The organism is Pradoshia sp. (assembly GCF_051873915.1).
Classification (GTDB): Bacteria; Bacillota; Bacilli; order Bacillales; family Pradoshiaceae; genus Pradoshia.
Genome location: NZ_JBJEFJ010000197.1, coordinates 1 through 17258, shown reverse-complemented (window position 1 = coordinate 17258; position 17258 = coordinate 1). Strand labels below are relative to the sequence as shown.

The following is a 17258-nucleotide window of genomic DNA, read 5'->3' as shown; positions in this document are numbered from 1 at the left end:
TCTTGATTAGGTGAGTAGGATGAGGCGAGTCATTCACGTTACGAATTCCAAGCGGAATATTATTCTGACCAGAATGGTATTCTATAAGGGTGGTACCGCGGAAATTCAAGCCTTTTCGTCCCTTTACCGGGATGGAAGGGCTTTTTGTATTTTAAAAAGATTCTAACAGATTGTAGAATCTCGACTGGAGTGAATGGAATGGAATTAAAAGACACGTTATTAATGCCGAAGACAGAATTCCCAATGCGCGGGAATCTGCCAAACAGAGAACCTCAAATGCAAGAAAAATGGAATGAAGAAGATATCTACAAACAAGTGCAGGAACGCACGAAAGACCTTCCAAAGTTTGTCCTTCATGATGGCCCTCCATATGCAAATGGGAATATCCATATTGGGCATGCAATGAACAAAATTCTGAAAGACTTCATCGTCCGCTATAAGTCTATGAGCGGCTTTAATGCCCCATATGTACCTGGCTGGGACACACATGGTCTTCCAATTGAAACGGCCCTAACTAAAAATAAAAAAGTGAACCGCAAGGAAATGTCTATTGCTGAATTCCGTAAGCTTTGTGAGGAATATGCCTACACACAAATCCATAATCAGCGTGAACAATTCAAGCGCCTTGGCGTTAGAGGGGATTGGGAAAATCCTTATATTACCTTAAAGCCTGAATATGAGGCTGAGCAAATCAAGGTATTCGGTGATATGGCGAAGAAAGGCTATATTTATAAAGGCCTTAAGCCGGTATATTGGTCCCCGTCAAGTGAATCTGCACTTGCTGAGGCAGAAATTGAATATCATGATAAGAAATCAGCATCCATCTATGTAGCCTTTGATGTAAAGGATGGAAAAGGCGTGGTGCCTGAGGATGCAAAATACATCATCTGGACAACAACCCCTTGGACCATTCCGGCGAACCTTGGTATCTCCGTACACCCTCGCTTAAACTATGTGGTTGTAAACGTAGAAGGGACTCGCTATATTGTGGCAGAAGCCCTATTGCCTTCTGTGAAGGAAACGTTAGGCTGGGAAACAGCTGAGGTAGAGAAAACCGTTAAAGGAAGCGAGCTTGAATACACGGTTGCTAAGCATCCTTTATATGACCGTGATTCCCTCGTTATGAACGGAGAGCATGTTACGACTGATGCTGGTACTGGCTGCGTACACACCGCTCCAGGCCACGGGGAAGATGACTTTATGATCGGTCAGAAATACAATCTAGGCGTACTTGCTCCAGTGGATGAGAAAGGTCATATGACAGCTGAAGCTCCAGGGTTTGAAGGCTTGTTCTATGATAAAGCAAATAAAGCAATCACTGATAAGCTGGCTGAAAATGGCGCATTGCTAAAACTAGATTTCATCACACACTCCTACCCGCATGACTGGAGAACGAAAAAACCGACCATCTTCCGTGCTACGGATCAATGGTTTGCTTCAATTGATCAAATCAGGGAGCAGCTGCTTGACCAAATCAAGGCAACGAAATTTGTTCCAGCATGGGGCGAAACGCGTCTATTCAATATGGTACGCGACCGCGGTGACTGGTGTATTTCCCGTCAGCGTGCATGGGGCGTTCCGATTCCGGTCTTCTATGCAGAAAACGGGGATGCGATTATTACAGATGAAACGATTGAGCATGTAGCCCAATTATTCAAAGAGCACGGGTCTACTGTCTGGTTCGAAAGAGAGGCGAAGGATCTTCTTCCTGAAGGCTTCACTCATGAGGGCAGCCCGAACGGTAAATTTACAAAAGAAACGGATATCATGGATGTTTGGTTTGACTCCGGTTCTTCTCATCAATCAGTCCTAGAGGCAAGAGAAGATCTCGTCAGACCAGCTGATTTATACCTTGAAGGCTCTGACCAATACCGCGGCTGGTTCAACTCTTCCTTGACGACGGCTGTAGCTGTTACAGGAAAGGCGCCGTACAAAGGCATTCTATCCCACGGGTTCACACTTGATGGAGAAGGCCGTAAGATGAGTAAATCACTTGGTAATACAATCGATCCATTGAAAGTTATCCAGCAAATGGGGGCAGATATCCTCCGTCTATGGGTAGCATCTGTTGATTATCAAGCAGATGTGCGTGTGTCTGATAATATCTTGAAGCAAGTTTCTGAAGTGTACCGCAAAATCAGAAATACATTCCGCTTCCTATTAGGAAACTTGAATGGATTCAATGCTGCTAGTGATGCAGTAAGCTATGAAAACCTTCGTGAAGTGGATCAATATATGCTGATCAAGCTAAACCGTTTAGTGGAGCAAGTACAAAACGGCTATGATCGTTATCAATTTGCTGATGTCTATCACGGAATCAATAATTTCTGTACGCAGGACTTAAGCTCCTTCTACCTGGATTATGCGAAAGATATCCTCTATTGTGATGCTGAAGCAAGCACTGGCAGAAGAGCCATCCAAACGGTTCTGCACGAATGCTTAATTAAGCTTGTGAAAATGATTGCCCCAATTCTTCCGCATACAGCTGATGAGGTATGGGCATTCATCGATGATGCAGCAGAAAAAAGCGTACAATTGACAGATATGCCATCTGTTGAAACCTATGAGAATGCTCAGGCTATTGAAGAGAAATGGGATCGTTTCATGGATCTTCGTGATGATGTCCTGAAGGCATTAGAAGAAGCGCGTAATGCAAAAGTAATCGGTAAGTCACTCAATGCGAAAGTGACGCTCTACCTTGGCGAAGAAATGAAAGAATTGCTCGCTGACATTCATGAAAGTCTTGAGCAGTTATTCATCGTTTCGAAAGTGGAGCTTGCCGGCTCTGTATATGAGGCACCAGAAAATGCTCTTAAATTGGAGCATGCCGCAATTCTGATTGAAAAAGCGGAAGGCGAAACATGTGAACGCTGCTGGAATATCAGTGGATTGGTTGGCAAAGTTGAGAAGCATCCAACGTTATGTGAGAGATGCGCAACTGTGGTAGATGCTGAATATCCGGAATTAGGATAAGGATGTAGAAACATTTAGGCCCTTTTCTTTATGCGGAAAGGGCCTATCTGTTTGTCCAGGTTCGTTTTTTATGGAAGGGTATGCTACAATTTTTATGCGTAGTCAGGACATTATAAGCAGGCAGGGGGGCGTTTGTAAGGTGTTGCGTTTATATTACGGAATAGCCTTGGCAATCATACTGGTCGATCAAGTAACGAAATGGATGATTGTGAAATATATGGAGTACGGGGAAAGCATCCCTGTCATTGAGAACATCTTCTACATTACATCGCATCGCAACCGGGGAGCGGCGTGGGGCATCCTGCAAGGGCAGATGTGGTTCTTTTATATCGTGACAGCTGTTGTCATCGTTGGGATTATCTATTATATCAAGAAATATGCTGGTGATAAGCTGACAGGGGTATCCCTTGGTCTCATATTAGGAGGCGCTGTCGGGAACTTCATCGACCGCTTGTTCAGGCAAGAGGTAGTGGACTTTTTCCACGTGTATATTTTTTCATACAGCTTCCCGGTATTCAATGTGGCAGATGCATCCTTATGTGTAGGTGTCGTCTTATTGATTATCGCGATGTTTATGGAAGAAAGAAGAGCTAAGGAGTTAACGAATGGACAATCAAAAGATCAAAATTAATGAAGAACAAAAAGGGCAAAGGCTTGATAAGATCCTTTCCCTTATCAATGAAGAATGGTCCCGCTCACAGGTGCAGCAATGGATCAAGTCCGGAAATGTAACGGTAAATGGGGCTTCCTCTAAGGCGAATTATAAATGCCAGGAGGGCGATGAGATTGAGGTAACGATTGAGGAGCCGGAAGAGCTTGATATTGTGGCTGAAGATATCCCGCTTGATATTTACTATGAGGATGCAGATGTCATCGTTGTGAATAAGCCGAAAGGAATGGTCGTGCATCCTGCGCCGGGTCACACAGGCGGTACGCTTGTGAATGCGCTGATGTACCATTGCAAGGATTTATCAGGCATTAATGGGGTAATGCGCCCAGGTATCGTTCACCGGATTGACAAGGATACATCAGGCCTATTAATGGTCGCGAAGAATGATATGGCCCATGAGAAATTGGTCAAACAGCTCCAAGAGAAAACAGTGACCAGAAAGTATAAGGCGCTTGTTCATGGAGTCATTCCTCATGATGCCGGTACGATTGACGCTCCTATCGGACGTGATAAACGCGATCGTCAAAGCATGACCGTAACGGATGAAAACTCCCGTCATGCAGTCACTCATTTCCATGTGCTTGAGCGGTTCCGTGATTTCACGTTTGTGGAATGTCAGCTTGAAACGGGAAGAACGCACCAAATCCGTGTCCATATGAAATATATTGGTTACCCGCTTGCAGGCGATCCGAAGTATGGACCAAGAAAAACAGTTGATTTAAATGGACAGGCTCTTCATGCAGGTGTGCTTGGATTTGTCCATCCGCGGACAGAGGAGTATTTAGAATTTGAAGCCCCTCTGCCTGAATACTTTGTCGAATTTTTGGATACTTTACGAATAGATCGTTGACAAGTACAACGTATGAGGGTATGATATACCTAATTGAATAAGTCCTTTAATACAGTCCAGAGAGGCTGAAAAGGTACGTGATGATACTTGAACATGGAGAAATACTGTATTTTTCTATGATGATTGCGATCTGAATCCTTTTGCCTCTGGCAAAAGGATTTTTTATTTTCTCAGAAAGGATGCTTCGTATGATAGAAAAAGCAACATTGCTTGATGACAAGGCTATTGCGAGATCGTTAACGAGGATTGCCCACGAGATTATTGAGAGGAACAAGGGCGTGCAGGATTGTGTGCTTATTGGAATCAAGACACGCGGCATTTTCCTTGCGAAACGGCTTGAACAGCGAATTGCAGAAATCGAAGGAACAAAGATTCCTGTCGGGGAACTGGATATTACGCTTTATCGTGATGACTTAACGAAGAACACGGAAAGCGGAGAACCTGAAGTAAAAGGAAGCGATGTATCCTTCTCGATTGAGGATAAAAAAGTCATCCTTGTGGATGACGTACTCTACACGGGACGAACGGTCCGGGCCGCACTCGATGCGCTTGTTGACCTAGGGCGGCCGAGCCAAATACAATTGGCCGTATTGGTTGACAGAGGCCACCGGGAATTGCCTATTCGTGCAGATTATGTAGGTAAGAATATTCCTACTGCCAAGAATGAAAAAATCGTTGTAAAACTTAAAGAAATGGATGGCGGCGAACAGGTTGCCATTTATGAATAAACATCCTTTTTAATTGCAGTCCAGAGAGGCTTGCAAAGAGGAGAGTTCAGTAAAAATTAAATGATGCTTGAATTCTTCTCCTCGAAACAACTTGTTTTTTCTTAATTCAGAGGAGGATTACAAATGGAATCGAATGAAACAGTCCAAAAACCTGCGAACATCCGGCTTGATGTCCAGGAAAAACCAACACCAAGACAATGGCTTACCTTGAGTTTGCAACATTTATTTGCAATGTTCGGCTCAACCGTGCTTGTTCCCATTTTGACAGGACTTGATCCGGGAATCGCCTTATTAACAAGTGGTATCGGTACACTCGCATACCTCTTGATCACGAAAGGACAAATTCCCGCTTATCTTGGTTCATCGTTTGCCTTTATTGCTCCGATTGTGCTCTTAAATGAGAACAGCGGGGTAGGCTCGGCACTCGTCGGCGGGTTCTTGATTGGGATTATCTACGCACTTGTTGCCTTACTGGTCAAGGCTGTAGGTCCGGGAACGATTCTGAAATTCCTTCCGCCTATCGTAGTCGGACCGGTTATTATGGTCATTGGACTTGGTCTTGCTTCAACAGCCGTGAATATGGCTATGTATGAGGACTCAACAGCAAAAGTGCTGGTTTATAGTTCAAAGCACTTTACGATTGCACTAATTACACTGGGCATTACCCTTTTCTGCTCAGTTGCTTTTAAAAACTTTCTGTCGCTCATCCCTGTATTGCTGGGGATTGTCGGCGGGTACATCGCATCCTTATTCTTTGGAATCGTTGATTTCCAAAAGGTAATCGATGCCCCTTGGTTCCAAATACCAAATTTCACAGTCCCGTTTGTGGATTACACTCCACATTTAACTTGGGAGATTATTCTGATTATGGTACCGATTGCGATTGTTCCAATCTCGGAGCATATCGGAGACCAATTGGTGCTTAGCAAGATTGCTGGAAAGAATTTTGTTGAAAAACCTGGTTTGCACCGTTCTTTATTCGGTGACGGTATCTCCATTATGATTGCCTCATGTCTTGGAGGACCGCCGAATACCACATATGGTGAAAATATCGGGGTTATGGCTCTGACTCGCGTCTTCAGTGTTTATGTCATTGGAGGAGCGGCTGTATTCGCCATCGCCTTCGGGTTCATCGGCAAAATTTCAGCACTGATCCACTCTATTCCTTCTGCGGTTATGGGCGGAGTATCCATCTTGCTATTCGGAATTATCGCTTCAAGCGGGCTGAGAATGTTGATTGACAGCAAAGTTGATTTGTCTGTCAACAGAAATTTGGTCATATCATCCGTCATCTTAATCATTGGTGTCGGTGGAGCATTCCTCAAACTAACGGAGAATGCTTCCATCTCCGGCATGGCTCTTGCTGCCATCGTCGGTGTCATACTAAATCTTATATTGCCTGGAAGAGAGAAAACGTCAACTGAACAATAGAGCAGATTGAGCATTTTCAAAAAGCAGGGATAAAGATTAAGGTAAGACAAATCCAATGATGCAGGAGGATTTGTACCTTATCAAAGGCCCTGATTCGTATTAATTCGAATGAGGGCCTTTTTTTGAAAAGATTCATTGGCAAAAAATCTATCGACAATAGTAAGAAAATAGATAAGAGTGGGAAGGATGAGAAAGATGAAACATTTGTTGACGATGAATGATTTATCAATCGAAGAGATTATGCAGCTACTGTCAGACGCGGAGCAATTTGCAAAAGGTGAAACATGGCAGCCAAAGAGACCATACTTCATATCCAACCTTTTCTTTGAACCGAGTACAAGAACGAAATCAAGCTTTGAAATGGCTGAAAGAAAATTAGGCTTGGAAATCATTCCTTTTGAAGCCCATACATCTAGTGTTTTAAAGGGTGAGACCCTCTACGATACAGTCAAAACGTTAGAGTCAATCGGAGTTGATTCAGTCGTTATTCGACATACTGAAGATAATTACTTTGCCAAATTAATACAAGATGGTGTATATTTATCCATAATGAATGCTGGTGATGGATGTGGTCACCATCCCACACAGTGTTTATTGGATCTACTGACAATTAAACAGGAATTTGGCCAATTCAAAGGACTGAAGGTCGCTATTACAGGTGATATCAGACATAGCCGGGTAGCGCGCTCCAATGCAGAAACATTAAGGAGGCTCGGTGCAGAAGTTGTCTTCTCAGGTCCAGAAAACTGGGCAACGATTAATGGCTCCGATATTCCGTACGAACCAATTGACAGAGCTGTAAAAACAGCGGATGTGTTCATGCTGCTCAGAATCCAGCACGAACGCCATTCAGTTGAAATGCCATTGACAAAGGAAGAATATCTGGACCACTATGGACTAACATTTGAAAGAGAAAGCCAAATGAAACAAAATTGCATAATTATGCACCCTGCACCAGTGAATAGGGGAGTGGAGATTGACAGCGCCCTTGTTGAATGTAAAAGATCAAGAATCTTCAAACAGATGGAGAACGGTGTATACGCAAGAATGGCAGCGTTAAAAAACAGCATCGAGCATAAGGAAGGAGCAGGTCTAAATGAAACTATGTATACGAAATGCCAAATTGTTGGCTGAGGATCAAACCCTCGTCAAAACCAATATTGTTATAGAGGACGGCATTATCCAAGAAATAGGGAGTAATGTGGACGCAGAGGGTGCTGAATATATGGATGCTAATGGCTGTCTCCTTTCACCAGGGTTCGTGGACTTGCATGTCCATTTGCGTGAACCCGGCGGAGAGAAGAAGGAGACGATTGAGACTGGCACGATGGCAGCTGCCAAGGGCGGATTCACGACTGTCGCGGCTATGCCGAATACTCGTCCTGTTCCAGATACACCGACACAAATGAATTGGCTGACTAATAGAATCAAAGATAAAGCAGCAGTACGTGTTCTCCCCTATGCCTCTATCACCATTCGAGAACTTGGGCAGGAGCTAACTGACTTTGAAGGGCTGAAGGAAGCTGGAGCCTTTGCTTTCACAGATGACGGTGTCGGTGTCCAGTCTGCAGATATGATGCTTCAAGCGATGAAAAAGGCAGCGGCGATCGACATGCCGATTGTAGCTCATTGCGAGGAGAATACGCTCATCCATGGCGGATGTGTCCATGAGGGAACGTATTCTGCTAAACATAACCTGCCGGGCATCCCTTCTATATGTGAATCGGTGCAAATCGCTCGTGATTGTCTGCTGGCAGAAGCGGCCCGCTGCCATTATCATGTGTGCCATATCAGTACGAAGGAATCCGTCAGAAGCGTACGTGATGCGAAGAGAGCGGGCATTCATGTAACAGCTGAAGTAACTCCCCATCATCTCTTGCTCTCAGAGAATGATATTGCCGGGGAGGACACCAATTATAAAATGAATCCGCCGCTCAGAGGGGCTGATGACCAGCAAGCTTTAATAGAAGGACTGCTTGATGGAACGATTGACTTCATTGCAACCGATCACGCTCCCCATACTGAGGAGGAGAAAGCGCAAGGAATGAAGCTTTCGCCATTTGGGATTGTGGGACTTGAAACAGCGTTCCCTCTTCTCTATACAAATCTAGTGAAAAAAGGCGTGCTGACTCTGCAGCAATTAATTGATTTCTTAACCATTAAACCTGCAGAAGCGTTTAATCTTACATATGGAAAATTAGAAAAGGGAGCACCGGCTGATCTTGTCTTGCTGGATTTGGAAAGCGAGCATGAAATCAATCCGGAGGAATTCCTCTCTAAAGGTAAAAACACCCCGTTTGCAGGCTGGAAATGCCAAGGATGGCCGGTAATGACGATGGTCGAAGGAAAAGTGGTTTGGCAGAAAGGAAGAATGCTAGTATGAAAAGACAATTAATCCTAGAAGACGGCACCATCATGATTGGTGAGGCATTCGGCGGAGAAATAGATAAAATTGGCGAAGTCGTTTTTAACACGGGAATGACTGGCTATCAAGAAATTCTATCCGATCCATCCTATTGCGGACAAATCATTACAATGACCTATCCGCTGATTGGGAATTACGGAATTAATCGCGATGATTTTGAATCCATCATGCCTAGTTTGGCGGGCTTGATTGTCAAAGAGGTTGCTGACTTTCCTTCCAATTGGAGAAGCGGCTTCTCATTGGATGAATATATGAAAATCAAGAATATTCCCGGAATCTCTGGGATTGATACACGTAAATTGACACGAATGATTCGGGAAAGAGGAACGGTAAAAGGGGTTATTTGCTCGATTACGAAGGACCCTGAAATGATGCTTCATCAAGTAAGAGCAACCGTACTTCCGAAAAACCAAGTACAAAAAGTTTCTACGAAGAAGCCTTATCCAAGCCCAGGTCGCGGCCATCGTGTCGTAGTTGTTGACTTTGGCATGAAGCATGGCATCCTTCGGGAATTAAATAACCGCGGCTGTGATGTGATTGTTGTACCGCATAACACAACTGCTGAAGAAATCATGACCTTATGTCCAGACGGCATTATGCTCACAAATGGACCTGGAGACCCGGAAAATGTTCCAGAGGCTATCGAAATGATTAAGGAAGTCCTTGGAAAGGTGCCTTTGTTCGGAATTTGTTTAGGGCATCAATTATTCGCTCTTGCCTGCGGGGCAGAGACGGAAAAAATGAAATTTGGACATAGGGGCTCCAATCACCCTGTTAAGGATCTTCGTACAGGAAAGGTTGCACTCACCTCCCAAAATCATGGCTATACCGTTAACCCTGATTCTGTCATCGGAACGGAAATGGAAATCACTCATATTGCCTTAAACGATGGAACAGTTGAGGGACTGAAGCATAAAGAGTTTGATGCTTTTACCGTTCAATATCACCCTGAAGCATCTCCAGGACCAGAGGATGCGAATTACTTGTTCGACCAATTTATCACGATGATTGAACAGGCTAAATTGAAGGAGGCAGCAGCACTATGAGTAAACGTACAGATATCAAATCCATCCTAGTCATCGGTTCCGGTCCAATCGTTATTGGGCAGGCAGCTGAATTTGATTATGCTGGGACCCAGGCCTGCCTCGCACTGAAAGAAGAAGGATACCGAGTCATCCTGGTCAATTCCAATCCGGCTACGATTATGACTGATACGGAAATTGCCGATGCCGTCTACATAGAACCCTTGACGTTAGAGTTTGTCAGCAAGATTATCCGCAAGGAAAGACCGGATGCTCTTGTTCCGACGCTTGGCGGCCAAACAGGCTTAAACCTCGCTGTTGAACTGGCGAAATCAGGTGTGCTTGAAGAGTGCGGCGTCGAGATTCTTGGCACGAAGCTTTCTGCCATTGAACAGGCTGAAGACAGGGACTTGTTTAGAAGTCTCATGAATGAACTTGGTGAACCTGTACCAGACAGTGAAATTATTCATACATTGGAGGAAGCACTGGCATTTGTTGAAATAGTCGGATACCCAGTCATCGTTCGTCCTGCCTATACGCTTGGCGGTACGGGAGGCGGTATCTGTACAAATGAAACAGAGCTGCGTGAAATCGTAGCAAATGGCCTTAAAAGCAGTCCTGTAACTCAATGCTTGCTTGAGAAGAGCATTGCCGGATTCAAGGAAATTGAATACGAGGTCATGCGCGATTCCAATGATAACGCAATTGTCGTATGTAATATGGAAAATATCGACCCGGTTGGCATCCATACGGGAGATTCCATTGTTGTCGCACCTAGCCAAACCTTAAGCGACCGTGAATACCAGCTGCTTAGAAATGCCTCATTGAAAATTATTCGTGCCCTAAAGATTGAAGGAGGCTGTAATGTTCAGTTGGCGCTTGACCCGCATAGCTTTAACTACTACATCATAGAGGTTAATCCGCGCGTAAGTCGTTCTTCTGCTCTAGCATCAAAAGCAACTGGATACCCAATTGCTAAGCTTGCAGCTAAAATTGCTGTCGGCTTAACGCTGGATGAGATGATCAACCCCGTTACAGGCAAAACTTATGCCAGCTTTGAACCAGCCCTTGATTATGTGGTCACGAAAATTCCAAGATGGCCATTTGATAAATTTGAAGAAGGAAATCGTATCCTTGGCACGCAAATGAAAGCAACGGGAGAAGTCATGGCTATTGGGCGCAATCTTGAGGAATCTCTCCTTAAAGCGATCCGTTCTCTCGAAGTTGGAATCCTGCACTTTGAGCTGCCGGGCGGAAGTATGGTAAGCGATGAGGAAATAGAGAAGCAAATCAAGGTAGCGACAGATGAACGCTTGTTCTACCTTGCAGAAGGATTGAAGCGAGGTTTATCCATTGAGACCATTCATGACTGGTGCAAAATTGACCTGTTCTTCCTTTACAAATTCCAAAAAATCGTTCAAATGGAAAGCAGGCTGAAGGAATCTCCGTTCAATCAAGAGGTTTGCCGAGAGGCGAAGAAAATCGGCTTCTCCGATTTTGCCTTGGCGAATCTTTGGGGCTGTACGGAGCTGGACGTTTACAATTGGAGAAAAGAAAAGGAAATTCGCCCGGTTTACAAAATGGTTGATACATGTGCGGCAGAATTTGAGTCAGAGACACCATACTTCTATTCCACCTATGAGGAAGAAAACGAATCTCTTGTGACAGACAAGAAGAGTGTGGTCGTGCTTGGGTCCGGCCCAATTCGCATCGGCCAAGGGGTAGAGTTTGACTATGCAACCGTTCATTCTGTCTGGGCCATTAAAGAAGCCGGATATGAGGCCATTATCATTAACAGCAACCCTGAGACGGTTTCGACTGACTTCAGTATCTCCGATAAATTATACTTTGAGCCGCTCACAATTGAGGACGTTATGAATGTCATAGATTTAGAGAAGCCAGAGGGTGTCATCGTCCAATTTGGCGGACAGACAGCGATTAATCTTGCTTCTGCCTTAGTTGAACGCGGCATCAAGATTCTTGGAACATCTTTAGAGGATGTTGACCGCTCAGAAAACCGGGATATGTTCGAGCATGCCCTGTCTGAGCTTCATATTCCGCAGCCGCTTGGGAAAACGGCGATGTCTGTTGAAGAAGCCGTCGCGGTCGCTGAGTCAATCGGCTATCCAATCCTTGTGCGTCCATCCTATGTACTTGGCGGAAGGGCGATGGAGATTGTCGACCATAAGGAAGAATTGCTTCATTACATGAAGAACGCCGTTAAGGTCAATCCGAAGCATCCGGTCTTGATTGATCGGTACCTAACAGGAAAAGAGATTGAAGTTGATGCCATTTCAGACGGCGAAACAGTCGTCATTCCAGGCATTATGGAGCATATCGAAAGAGCAGGGGTACACTCTGGAGACTCCATCGCTGTCTATCCGCCGCAAAGCATAACGAAAGCTATCAAGGACCGCATTGTGGATTACACGATCAAGCTTGCTAAAGGGCTGAACATCATTGGATTGTTCAATATTCAATATGTTGTATCCAATAATGAAGTGTATGTCATCGAAGTCAACCCGCGTTCAAGCCGGACGGTGCCTTTCTTGAGTAAGATCACGAATGTGCCGATGGCCAACTTGGCGACGAAAGTCATCCTTGGACAAAAGCTTGCTGATTATGGCTTTGAAAACGGCATGGTTGAAGAAAAAGCAGGTGTATACGTAAAAGCACCGGTCTTCTCATTTGCAAAGCTGCGCCAGGTTGAAATAACGCTTGGACCTGAAATGAAGTCTACAGGCGAAGTCATGGGCAAAGATGATACACTCCAAAAAGCACTGTATAAAGCCTTGGTTGCCTCAGGCATCCATATTAAGCAGCATGGCTCAGTCCTCCTCACAGTTGCTGATAAGGATAAGAAAGAAGCGGTTAAACTAGCCAGCCGATTCCATGAAATCGGATATCGTTTGCTTGCAACGAGCGGAACTGCTCAAGTGCTGGCAGATGCAGGCATCCCATGCTCCGTAGTCGGCAAAATAGGCGGCCCTGAACCGAATCTATTGAACATTATTCAGGATGGAAATGCACAATTGGTCATCAATACATTGACAAAAGGCAAGCAGCCGGAGCGTGACGGGTTCAGAATTCGCCGTGAATCTGTTGAGAATGGAATCCCATGCTTGACCTCACTTGATACAGCCAATGCCATTCTTACTGTGCTTGAATCCATGACATTCTCAAGCTCGCCTATGAACCAAATGGAAAAAACGCGGGAGGCAGTAAATCTATGATTGGGCAGCAGCAGATGACGGTCATCAGCCAGACCTTACTTGCTCCGAATATTTATGAATTGACGATGGAGGGGACACTTGTCTCCTCCATGACAATGCCCGGACAATTCGTCCATATTAAAGTATCCGACTCATATGACCCATTGTTGAGAAGACCTATCAGCATTTGCCAGATTGATCAAGAATCATCCCGGTTCACGGTTGTATACCGGGCGGAAGGAAAAGGAACAAAGCGCTTAGCTGAGAAGAAAGCCGGTGAGAAAGTGGATGTACTCGGGCCGCTTGGTAATGGTTTTTCACCGGAAGAGGTGGAGCCGGGAGGCAAGGCTTTATTAATCGGCGGAGGCATTGGAATTCCTCCCCTCCTCCAGCTTTCAAGAGAGCTGGGTGCGAATGGAGTCAAGGTAACCCATATACTTGGTCTCCGCACGGCTGTGGATGTTTTTTATGAAGAAACGTTCAAGGAGCTGGGTGATACGGTTATTACGACGGAGGATGGATCGAAAGGAATTAAGGGTTTTGTGACAAGTGTAGACCTGTTGGAAGAATATGATGCGATTTATACATGCGGCCCAACTCCCATGCTAAAAGCGGTTATGCAAAAGTATGCAGGGAAAAAGGTATTCATTTCTCTAGAGGAGCGCATGGGCTGCGGAATTGGCGCATGCTTTGCCTGTGTGTGCAAGACACCTGATGGTGGATATAAGAAGATTTGCAGTGATGGACCTGTATTCCGTTCAGAGGAGGTATTGATTTAATGACAAGCCCATTAACGATTGAACTGCCCGGACTGAAGTTGAAGAACCCAATCATGCCGGCGTCTGGATGCTTTGGATTTGGCCGGGAATTCGCAAATCTTTATGATTTGAGCAAGCTCGGTGCCATCATGATTAAATCAACCACCCTCGAACCGCGCTTTGGAAACCCGACTCCTCGTGTAGCGGAAACCAATGCCGGCATGCTGAACGCAATTGGGCTGCAGAATCCAGGATTGCAAAAGGTAATGGATGAGGAGCTGCCATGGCTTCAATCATTTGATGTCCCCATCATTGCCAATGTAGCCGGTACGGCCATGGAGGATTATGTGGAGACCGCAAAGGAGATCAGCCAAGCGCCCAACGTACATGCACTCGAACTCAATATTTCCTGTCCGAATGTGAAATGCGGCGGCATTCAATTTGGAACAGATCCAGAGACTGCAAAGGAATTGACGAAAGCGGTCAAAGGGGTATCAGACGTACCTGTCTATGTGAAATTATCACCGAATGTCAGTGACATCGTATCGATTGCGAAGGCGGTTGAGGACGGGGGAGCGGATGGTTTGACAATGATTAATACATTGGTCGGCATGCGCATTGATTTAAAGACAGCGAAACCAGTGTTAGCGAATAAGACAGGTGGGTTGTCCGGCCCAGCCATTAAGCCTGTGGCTATCCGCATGATTCATGATGTTTCACAGAATGTATCCATCCCAATCATCGGAATGGGCGGAATCTCGACCGCAGAGGATGTCGTGGAATTCTTCCTCGCAGGAGCAAGTGCTGTAGCGGTTGGGACAGCAAACTTCGTCAACCCATTTGTCTGCCCGGAAATCATTGACGCTTTGCCTGAATTAGTAGAAGAACTCGGGTATGAGCATATATCAGAATGCACGGGAAGGAGCTGGAAGCGGCATGAACAATACACCGGTTATCGCGCTTGATTTTGCCGGAAAGGAAGAGGCACTGCAATTATTAAAAAGGTTCCCTGATGAGAAGTTAGCGGTGAAGATTGGGATGGAGCTTTATTATGCAGAGGGTCCATCAATCGTGACCGCCATAAAGGAAATGGGCCATGATGTATTTCTGGATCTGAAGCTGCACGATATTCCAAATACGGTCAAAAAGGCGATGGAGCGTCTTGCTGTTCTCGGAGCTGATATGGTCAATGTCCACGCAGCAGGAGGTCAGGCGATGATGGAGGCCGCCTTGGAAGGACTTGATAAGGGGACTTCCGCTGGGAAATGCCGTCCATTATGCATTGCGGTTACCCAACTGACGAGCACGACAGAGTTTCAGATGCAAAAAGAACAATTAATCAAGGAGTCATTGACAGAGAGTGTGCTGCACTACGGCCAGCTGGCAAAGGCAGCCAATTTGGACGGGGTTGTTTGCTCCGTGCATGAAGCGATGGACATACATAAACATATAGGGACGGATTTCCTGACAGTAACCCCGGGAATTCGTCTGGCAAATGATCAAAAAGGTGATCAGAAGCGAATTGCAACACCAGCAGAGGCTAGAAGACAAACGAGCGACTTCATCGTTGTTGGAAGATCAATCACAGCGGCTGAAAATCCGCTTGAAGCCTACCATACAATCTTAAAGGAATGGGAGAGAAACAAATGAACAAACAAACAATCGCTGAACATTTATTAAACATCAAGGCTGTTTCCTTAAAGCCGAATGATCCGTTTACTTGGTCTTCCGGGTTAAAATCTCCCATTTATTGCGATAACCGTCTCACCCTATCTTATCCCGCAGTGCGCAAAGAGATTGCTCAAGGCCTAGCAGAGCTGATTCAGACAAAATTCCCGCAAGCAAAGGTTGTTGCAGGTACAGCAACAGCTGGAATCCCGCATGCCGCATGGGTAAGCGAAATCCTTAACCTTCCAATGGTCTATGTACGCTCCAGCGCAAAAGGCCATGGGAAAGGAAACCAGATTGAAGGAATAGTAAAAGAAGGCGATAAGGTGGTCGTTGTCGAAGATTTGATTTCCACTGGCGGAAGCTCTATTACATGTGTGCAAGCATTGCGAGATGCCGGATGCCATGTTGAAGGAGTCGTCTCAATCTTTACATACGAGCTGGAAAAAGCAACGGCTGCATTTAAGGAAGCAGATATCCCTTATTTCTCGCTAACAGATTTCACTACACTGACTGATGCGGCCAAAGAAAAACAGTCCATCTCAGAAGATGAACTGGAAAGCTTAAGGAAATGGAAAGCCAACCCTGCTGAGTGGGGGAAATAAGAGACCGAAACCGGTGAGCCAAAAAGGGCGCACCGGTTTTTATTTTCTTCCAATTGTCCCTTTACAGCAGGAGATTTATTTAGTAGTATTTAAGTAATTACTTAAATACTTATTTTTTATAAGTAAATTAAAAGCGGGGATCAAGATGAACGATACCTTTAAAGCATTATCAGACCCAACCAGAAGAAAAATTTTGGACCTATTGAAAGACGAGGACTTAACCGCCGGAGAGATTCACCAGCATTTTGACATGTCAAAGCCAAGTATCTCCCAGCATTTGAAGATCTTAAAAGGAGCGGGCCTTGTCCATGACATTAAAAAAGGCCAATATGTCTATTACTCGCTGAACACAACCGTTTTGCAGGAACTGATTTCGTGGGTTTACGATATTACCGGCTCAGAGAAGAAAGACTAAGAGAAAGGGGATACTATGAAAAAACATCTACTATCCATCATCCTGATTGCCATCTCGGCAGCGACATGGCTGGTCTGTTTCCCATCCTTGCCAGAGCAGGTACCGGTTCACTGGGGAGCAGATGGAGCAGACGGCTATCAGCCAAAAGCTATGGCCTTCTTCACCCTGCATGCACTTATGATCGGCATCTACCTCTTTATGACAGCCATTCCGAAGATTGACCCGAAGAAAAAGAATTACAAGTATTTTTCCAAAGCTTACTATGTGACAAACCTCAGTATCGTTATTTTATTCTTTATCATTAATATGCTGATTCTTCTAACCTCTCTTGGGTATGACATCCCAATGAAAAGCTTGGCTGTGCTGCTCGTTGGCCTGCTCTTTCTAGTCATCGGTAATTATATGCAGCAGGCAAAGCAAAACTTCTTCTTCGGCATCCGTACACCGTGGGCATTAATGGATGAAACCAATTGGAGAAAAACACACCGTCTCGGCGGGAGG

General features: G+C 45.1%; 15 protein-coding genes and 1 other annotated feature (1 of these 16 running past the window's edge). All 15 genes read left to right on the top strand.

Annotation, left to right across the window (positions count from 1 at the left end; genetic code table 11):
- Positions 1–126, top strand: a binding site (T-box leader); it begins 119 nt to the left of the window's first position.
- A 72-nt stretch (positions 127–198) separates the two neighbouring features.
- Positions 199–2973 carry an isoleucine--tRNA ligase gene (gene ileS / locus ACI35L_RS16960; protein WP_049671496.1) on the top strand — a complete coding sequence of 925 codons (2775 nt, stop codon included), beginning with the start codon at positions 199–201 and terminating at the stop codon, positions 2971–2973.
- A gap of 142 nt (positions 2974–3115) precedes the next feature.
- A complete protein-coding gene (gene lspA, locus ACI35L_RS16955) occupies positions 3116–3604 on the top strand; it encodes a signal peptidase II (protein WP_439803424.1) in 489 nt (162 codons plus the stop codon).
- Entirely contained in the window at positions 3579–4493 is a 915-nt protein-coding gene (locus tag ACI35L_RS16950; protein ID WP_049671495.1) for an RluA family pseudouridine synthase, read from the top strand. Before lspA ends, ACI35L_RS16950 begins: the two co-directional genes overlap by 26 nt.
- Positions 4494–4681: 188 nt before the next feature.
- The gene (gene pyrR, locus ACI35L_RS16945; RefSeq protein WP_049671494.1) at positions 4682–5221 is read left to right on the top strand and encodes a bifunctional pyr operon transcriptional regulator/uracil phosphoribosyltransferase PyrR; all 540 of its coding nucleotides are present in this window, start codon (positions 4682–4684) and stop codon (positions 5219–5221) included.
- Between the two features lie 123 nt (positions 5222–5344).
- Complete coding sequence (gene uraA, locus ACI35L_RS16940) at positions 5345–6652, top strand: uracil permease (RefSeq protein ID WP_439803408.1); 1308 nt, start codon at positions 5345–5347, stop codon at positions 6650–6652.
- A 195-nt stretch (positions 6653–6847) separates the two neighbouring features.
- On the top strand, positions 6848–7786 hold the full coding sequence (locus ACI35L_RS16935; RefSeq protein WP_049671492.1) for an aspartate carbamoyltransferase catalytic subunit: 939 nt from the start codon (positions 6848–6850) through the stop codon (positions 7784–7786).
- Positions 7749–9035 (top strand): dihydroorotase, encoded by a 1287-nt coding sequence (locus ACI35L_RS16930; RefSeq protein WP_439803407.1) that lies wholly within the window; start codon positions 7749–7751, stop codon positions 9033–9035. The genes ACI35L_RS16935 and ACI35L_RS16930 overlap by 38 nt, the downstream gene beginning before the upstream one ends.
- On the top strand, positions 9032–10123 hold the full coding sequence (locus ACI35L_RS16925; RefSeq protein WP_049671490.1) for a carbamoyl phosphate synthase small subunit: 1092 nt from the start codon (positions 9032–9034) through the stop codon (positions 10121–10123). The genes ACI35L_RS16930 and ACI35L_RS16925 overlap by 4 nt, the downstream gene beginning before the upstream one ends.
- Positions 10120–13332 (top strand): carbamoyl-phosphate synthase large subunit, encoded by a 3213-nt coding sequence (gene carB / locus ACI35L_RS16920; protein ID WP_439803406.1) that lies wholly within the window; start codon positions 10120–10122, stop codon positions 13330–13332. The genes ACI35L_RS16925 and carB overlap by 4 nt, the downstream gene beginning before the upstream one ends.
- Positions 13332–14090: a dihydroorotate dehydrogenase electron transfer subunit gene (locus ACI35L_RS16915; protein WP_269431804.1), complete on the top strand. Its 759-nt coding sequence runs from the start codon at positions 13332–13334 to the stop codon at positions 14088–14090. The genes carB and ACI35L_RS16915 overlap by 1 nt, the downstream gene beginning before the upstream one ends.
- Positions 14090–15034, top strand: a complete 945-nt coding sequence (locus ACI35L_RS16910) for a dihydroorotate dehydrogenase (RefSeq protein WP_049671487.1) — start codon at positions 14090–14092, stop codon at positions 15032–15034. The genes ACI35L_RS16915 and ACI35L_RS16910 overlap by 1 nt, the downstream gene beginning before the upstream one ends.
- Complete coding sequence (gene pyrF, locus ACI35L_RS16905) at positions 15006–15719, top strand: orotidine-5'-phosphate decarboxylase (protein WP_439803423.1); 714 nt, start codon at positions 15006–15008, stop codon at positions 15717–15719. Before ACI35L_RS16910 ends, pyrF begins: the two co-directional genes overlap by 29 nt.
- Complete coding sequence (gene pyrE / locus ACI35L_RS16900) at positions 15716–16342, top strand: orotate phosphoribosyltransferase (protein ID WP_049671485.1); 627 nt, start codon at positions 15716–15718, stop codon at positions 16340–16342. Before pyrF ends, pyrE begins: the two co-directional genes overlap by 4 nt.
- Positions 16343–16487: 145 nt before the next feature.
- Positions 16488–16757 carry an autorepressor SdpR family transcription factor gene (locus tag ACI35L_RS16895; protein WP_439803405.1) on the top strand — a complete coding sequence of 90 codons (270 nt, stop codon included), beginning with the start codon at positions 16488–16490 and terminating at the stop codon, positions 16755–16757.
- 15 nt (positions 16758–16772) lie between these two features.
- A partial coding sequence (locus tag ACI35L_RS16890) for an SdpI family protein (protein ID WP_439803404.1) occupies positions 16773–17258 on the top strand: 486 nt, incomplete at its 3' end.

Coding starts and splice junctions, on each gene's coding strand:
- ileS (WP_049671496.1), top strand. CDS start 199: ATGGAATTAAAAGACACGTTATTAATGCCGAAGACAGAATTCCCAATG.
- ACI35L_RS16950 (WP_049671495.1), top strand. CDS start 3,579: ATGGACAATCAAAAGATCAAAATTAATGAAGAACAAAAAGGGCAAAGG.
- pyrR (WP_049671494.1), top strand. CDS start 4,682: ATGATAGAAAAAGCAACATTGCTTGATGACAAGGCTATTGCGAGATCG.
- uraA (WP_439803408.1), top strand. CDS start 5,345: ATGGAATCGAATGAAACAGTCCAAAAACCTGCGAACATCCGGCTTGAT.
- ACI35L_RS16935 (WP_049671492.1), top strand. CDS start 6,848: ATGAAACATTTGTTGACGATGAATGATTTATCAATCGAAGAGATTATG.
- ACI35L_RS16930 (WP_439803407.1), top strand. CDS start 7,749: ATGAAACTATGTATACGAAATGCCAAATTGTTGGCTGAGGATCAAACC.
- ACI35L_RS16925 (WP_049671490.1), top strand. CDS start 9,032: ATGAAAAGACAATTAATCCTAGAAGACGGCACCATCATGATTGGTGAG.
- carB (WP_439803406.1), top strand. CDS start 10,120: ATGAGTAAACGTACAGATATCAAATCCATCCTAGTCATCGGTTCCGGT.
- ACI35L_RS16910 (WP_049671487.1), top strand. CDS start 14,090: ATGACAAGCCCATTAACGATTGAACTGCCCGGACTGAAGTTGAAGAAC.
- pyrF (WP_439803423.1), top strand. CDS start 15,006: ATGAACAATACACCGGTTATCGCGCTTGATTTTGCCGGAAAGGAAGAG.
- pyrE (WP_049671485.1), top strand. CDS start 15,716: ATGAACAAACAAACAATCGCTGAACATTTATTAAACATCAAGGCTGTT.
- ACI35L_RS16895 (WP_439803405.1), top strand. CDS start 16,488: ATGAACGATACCTTTAAAGCATTATCAGACCCAACCAGAAGAAAAATT.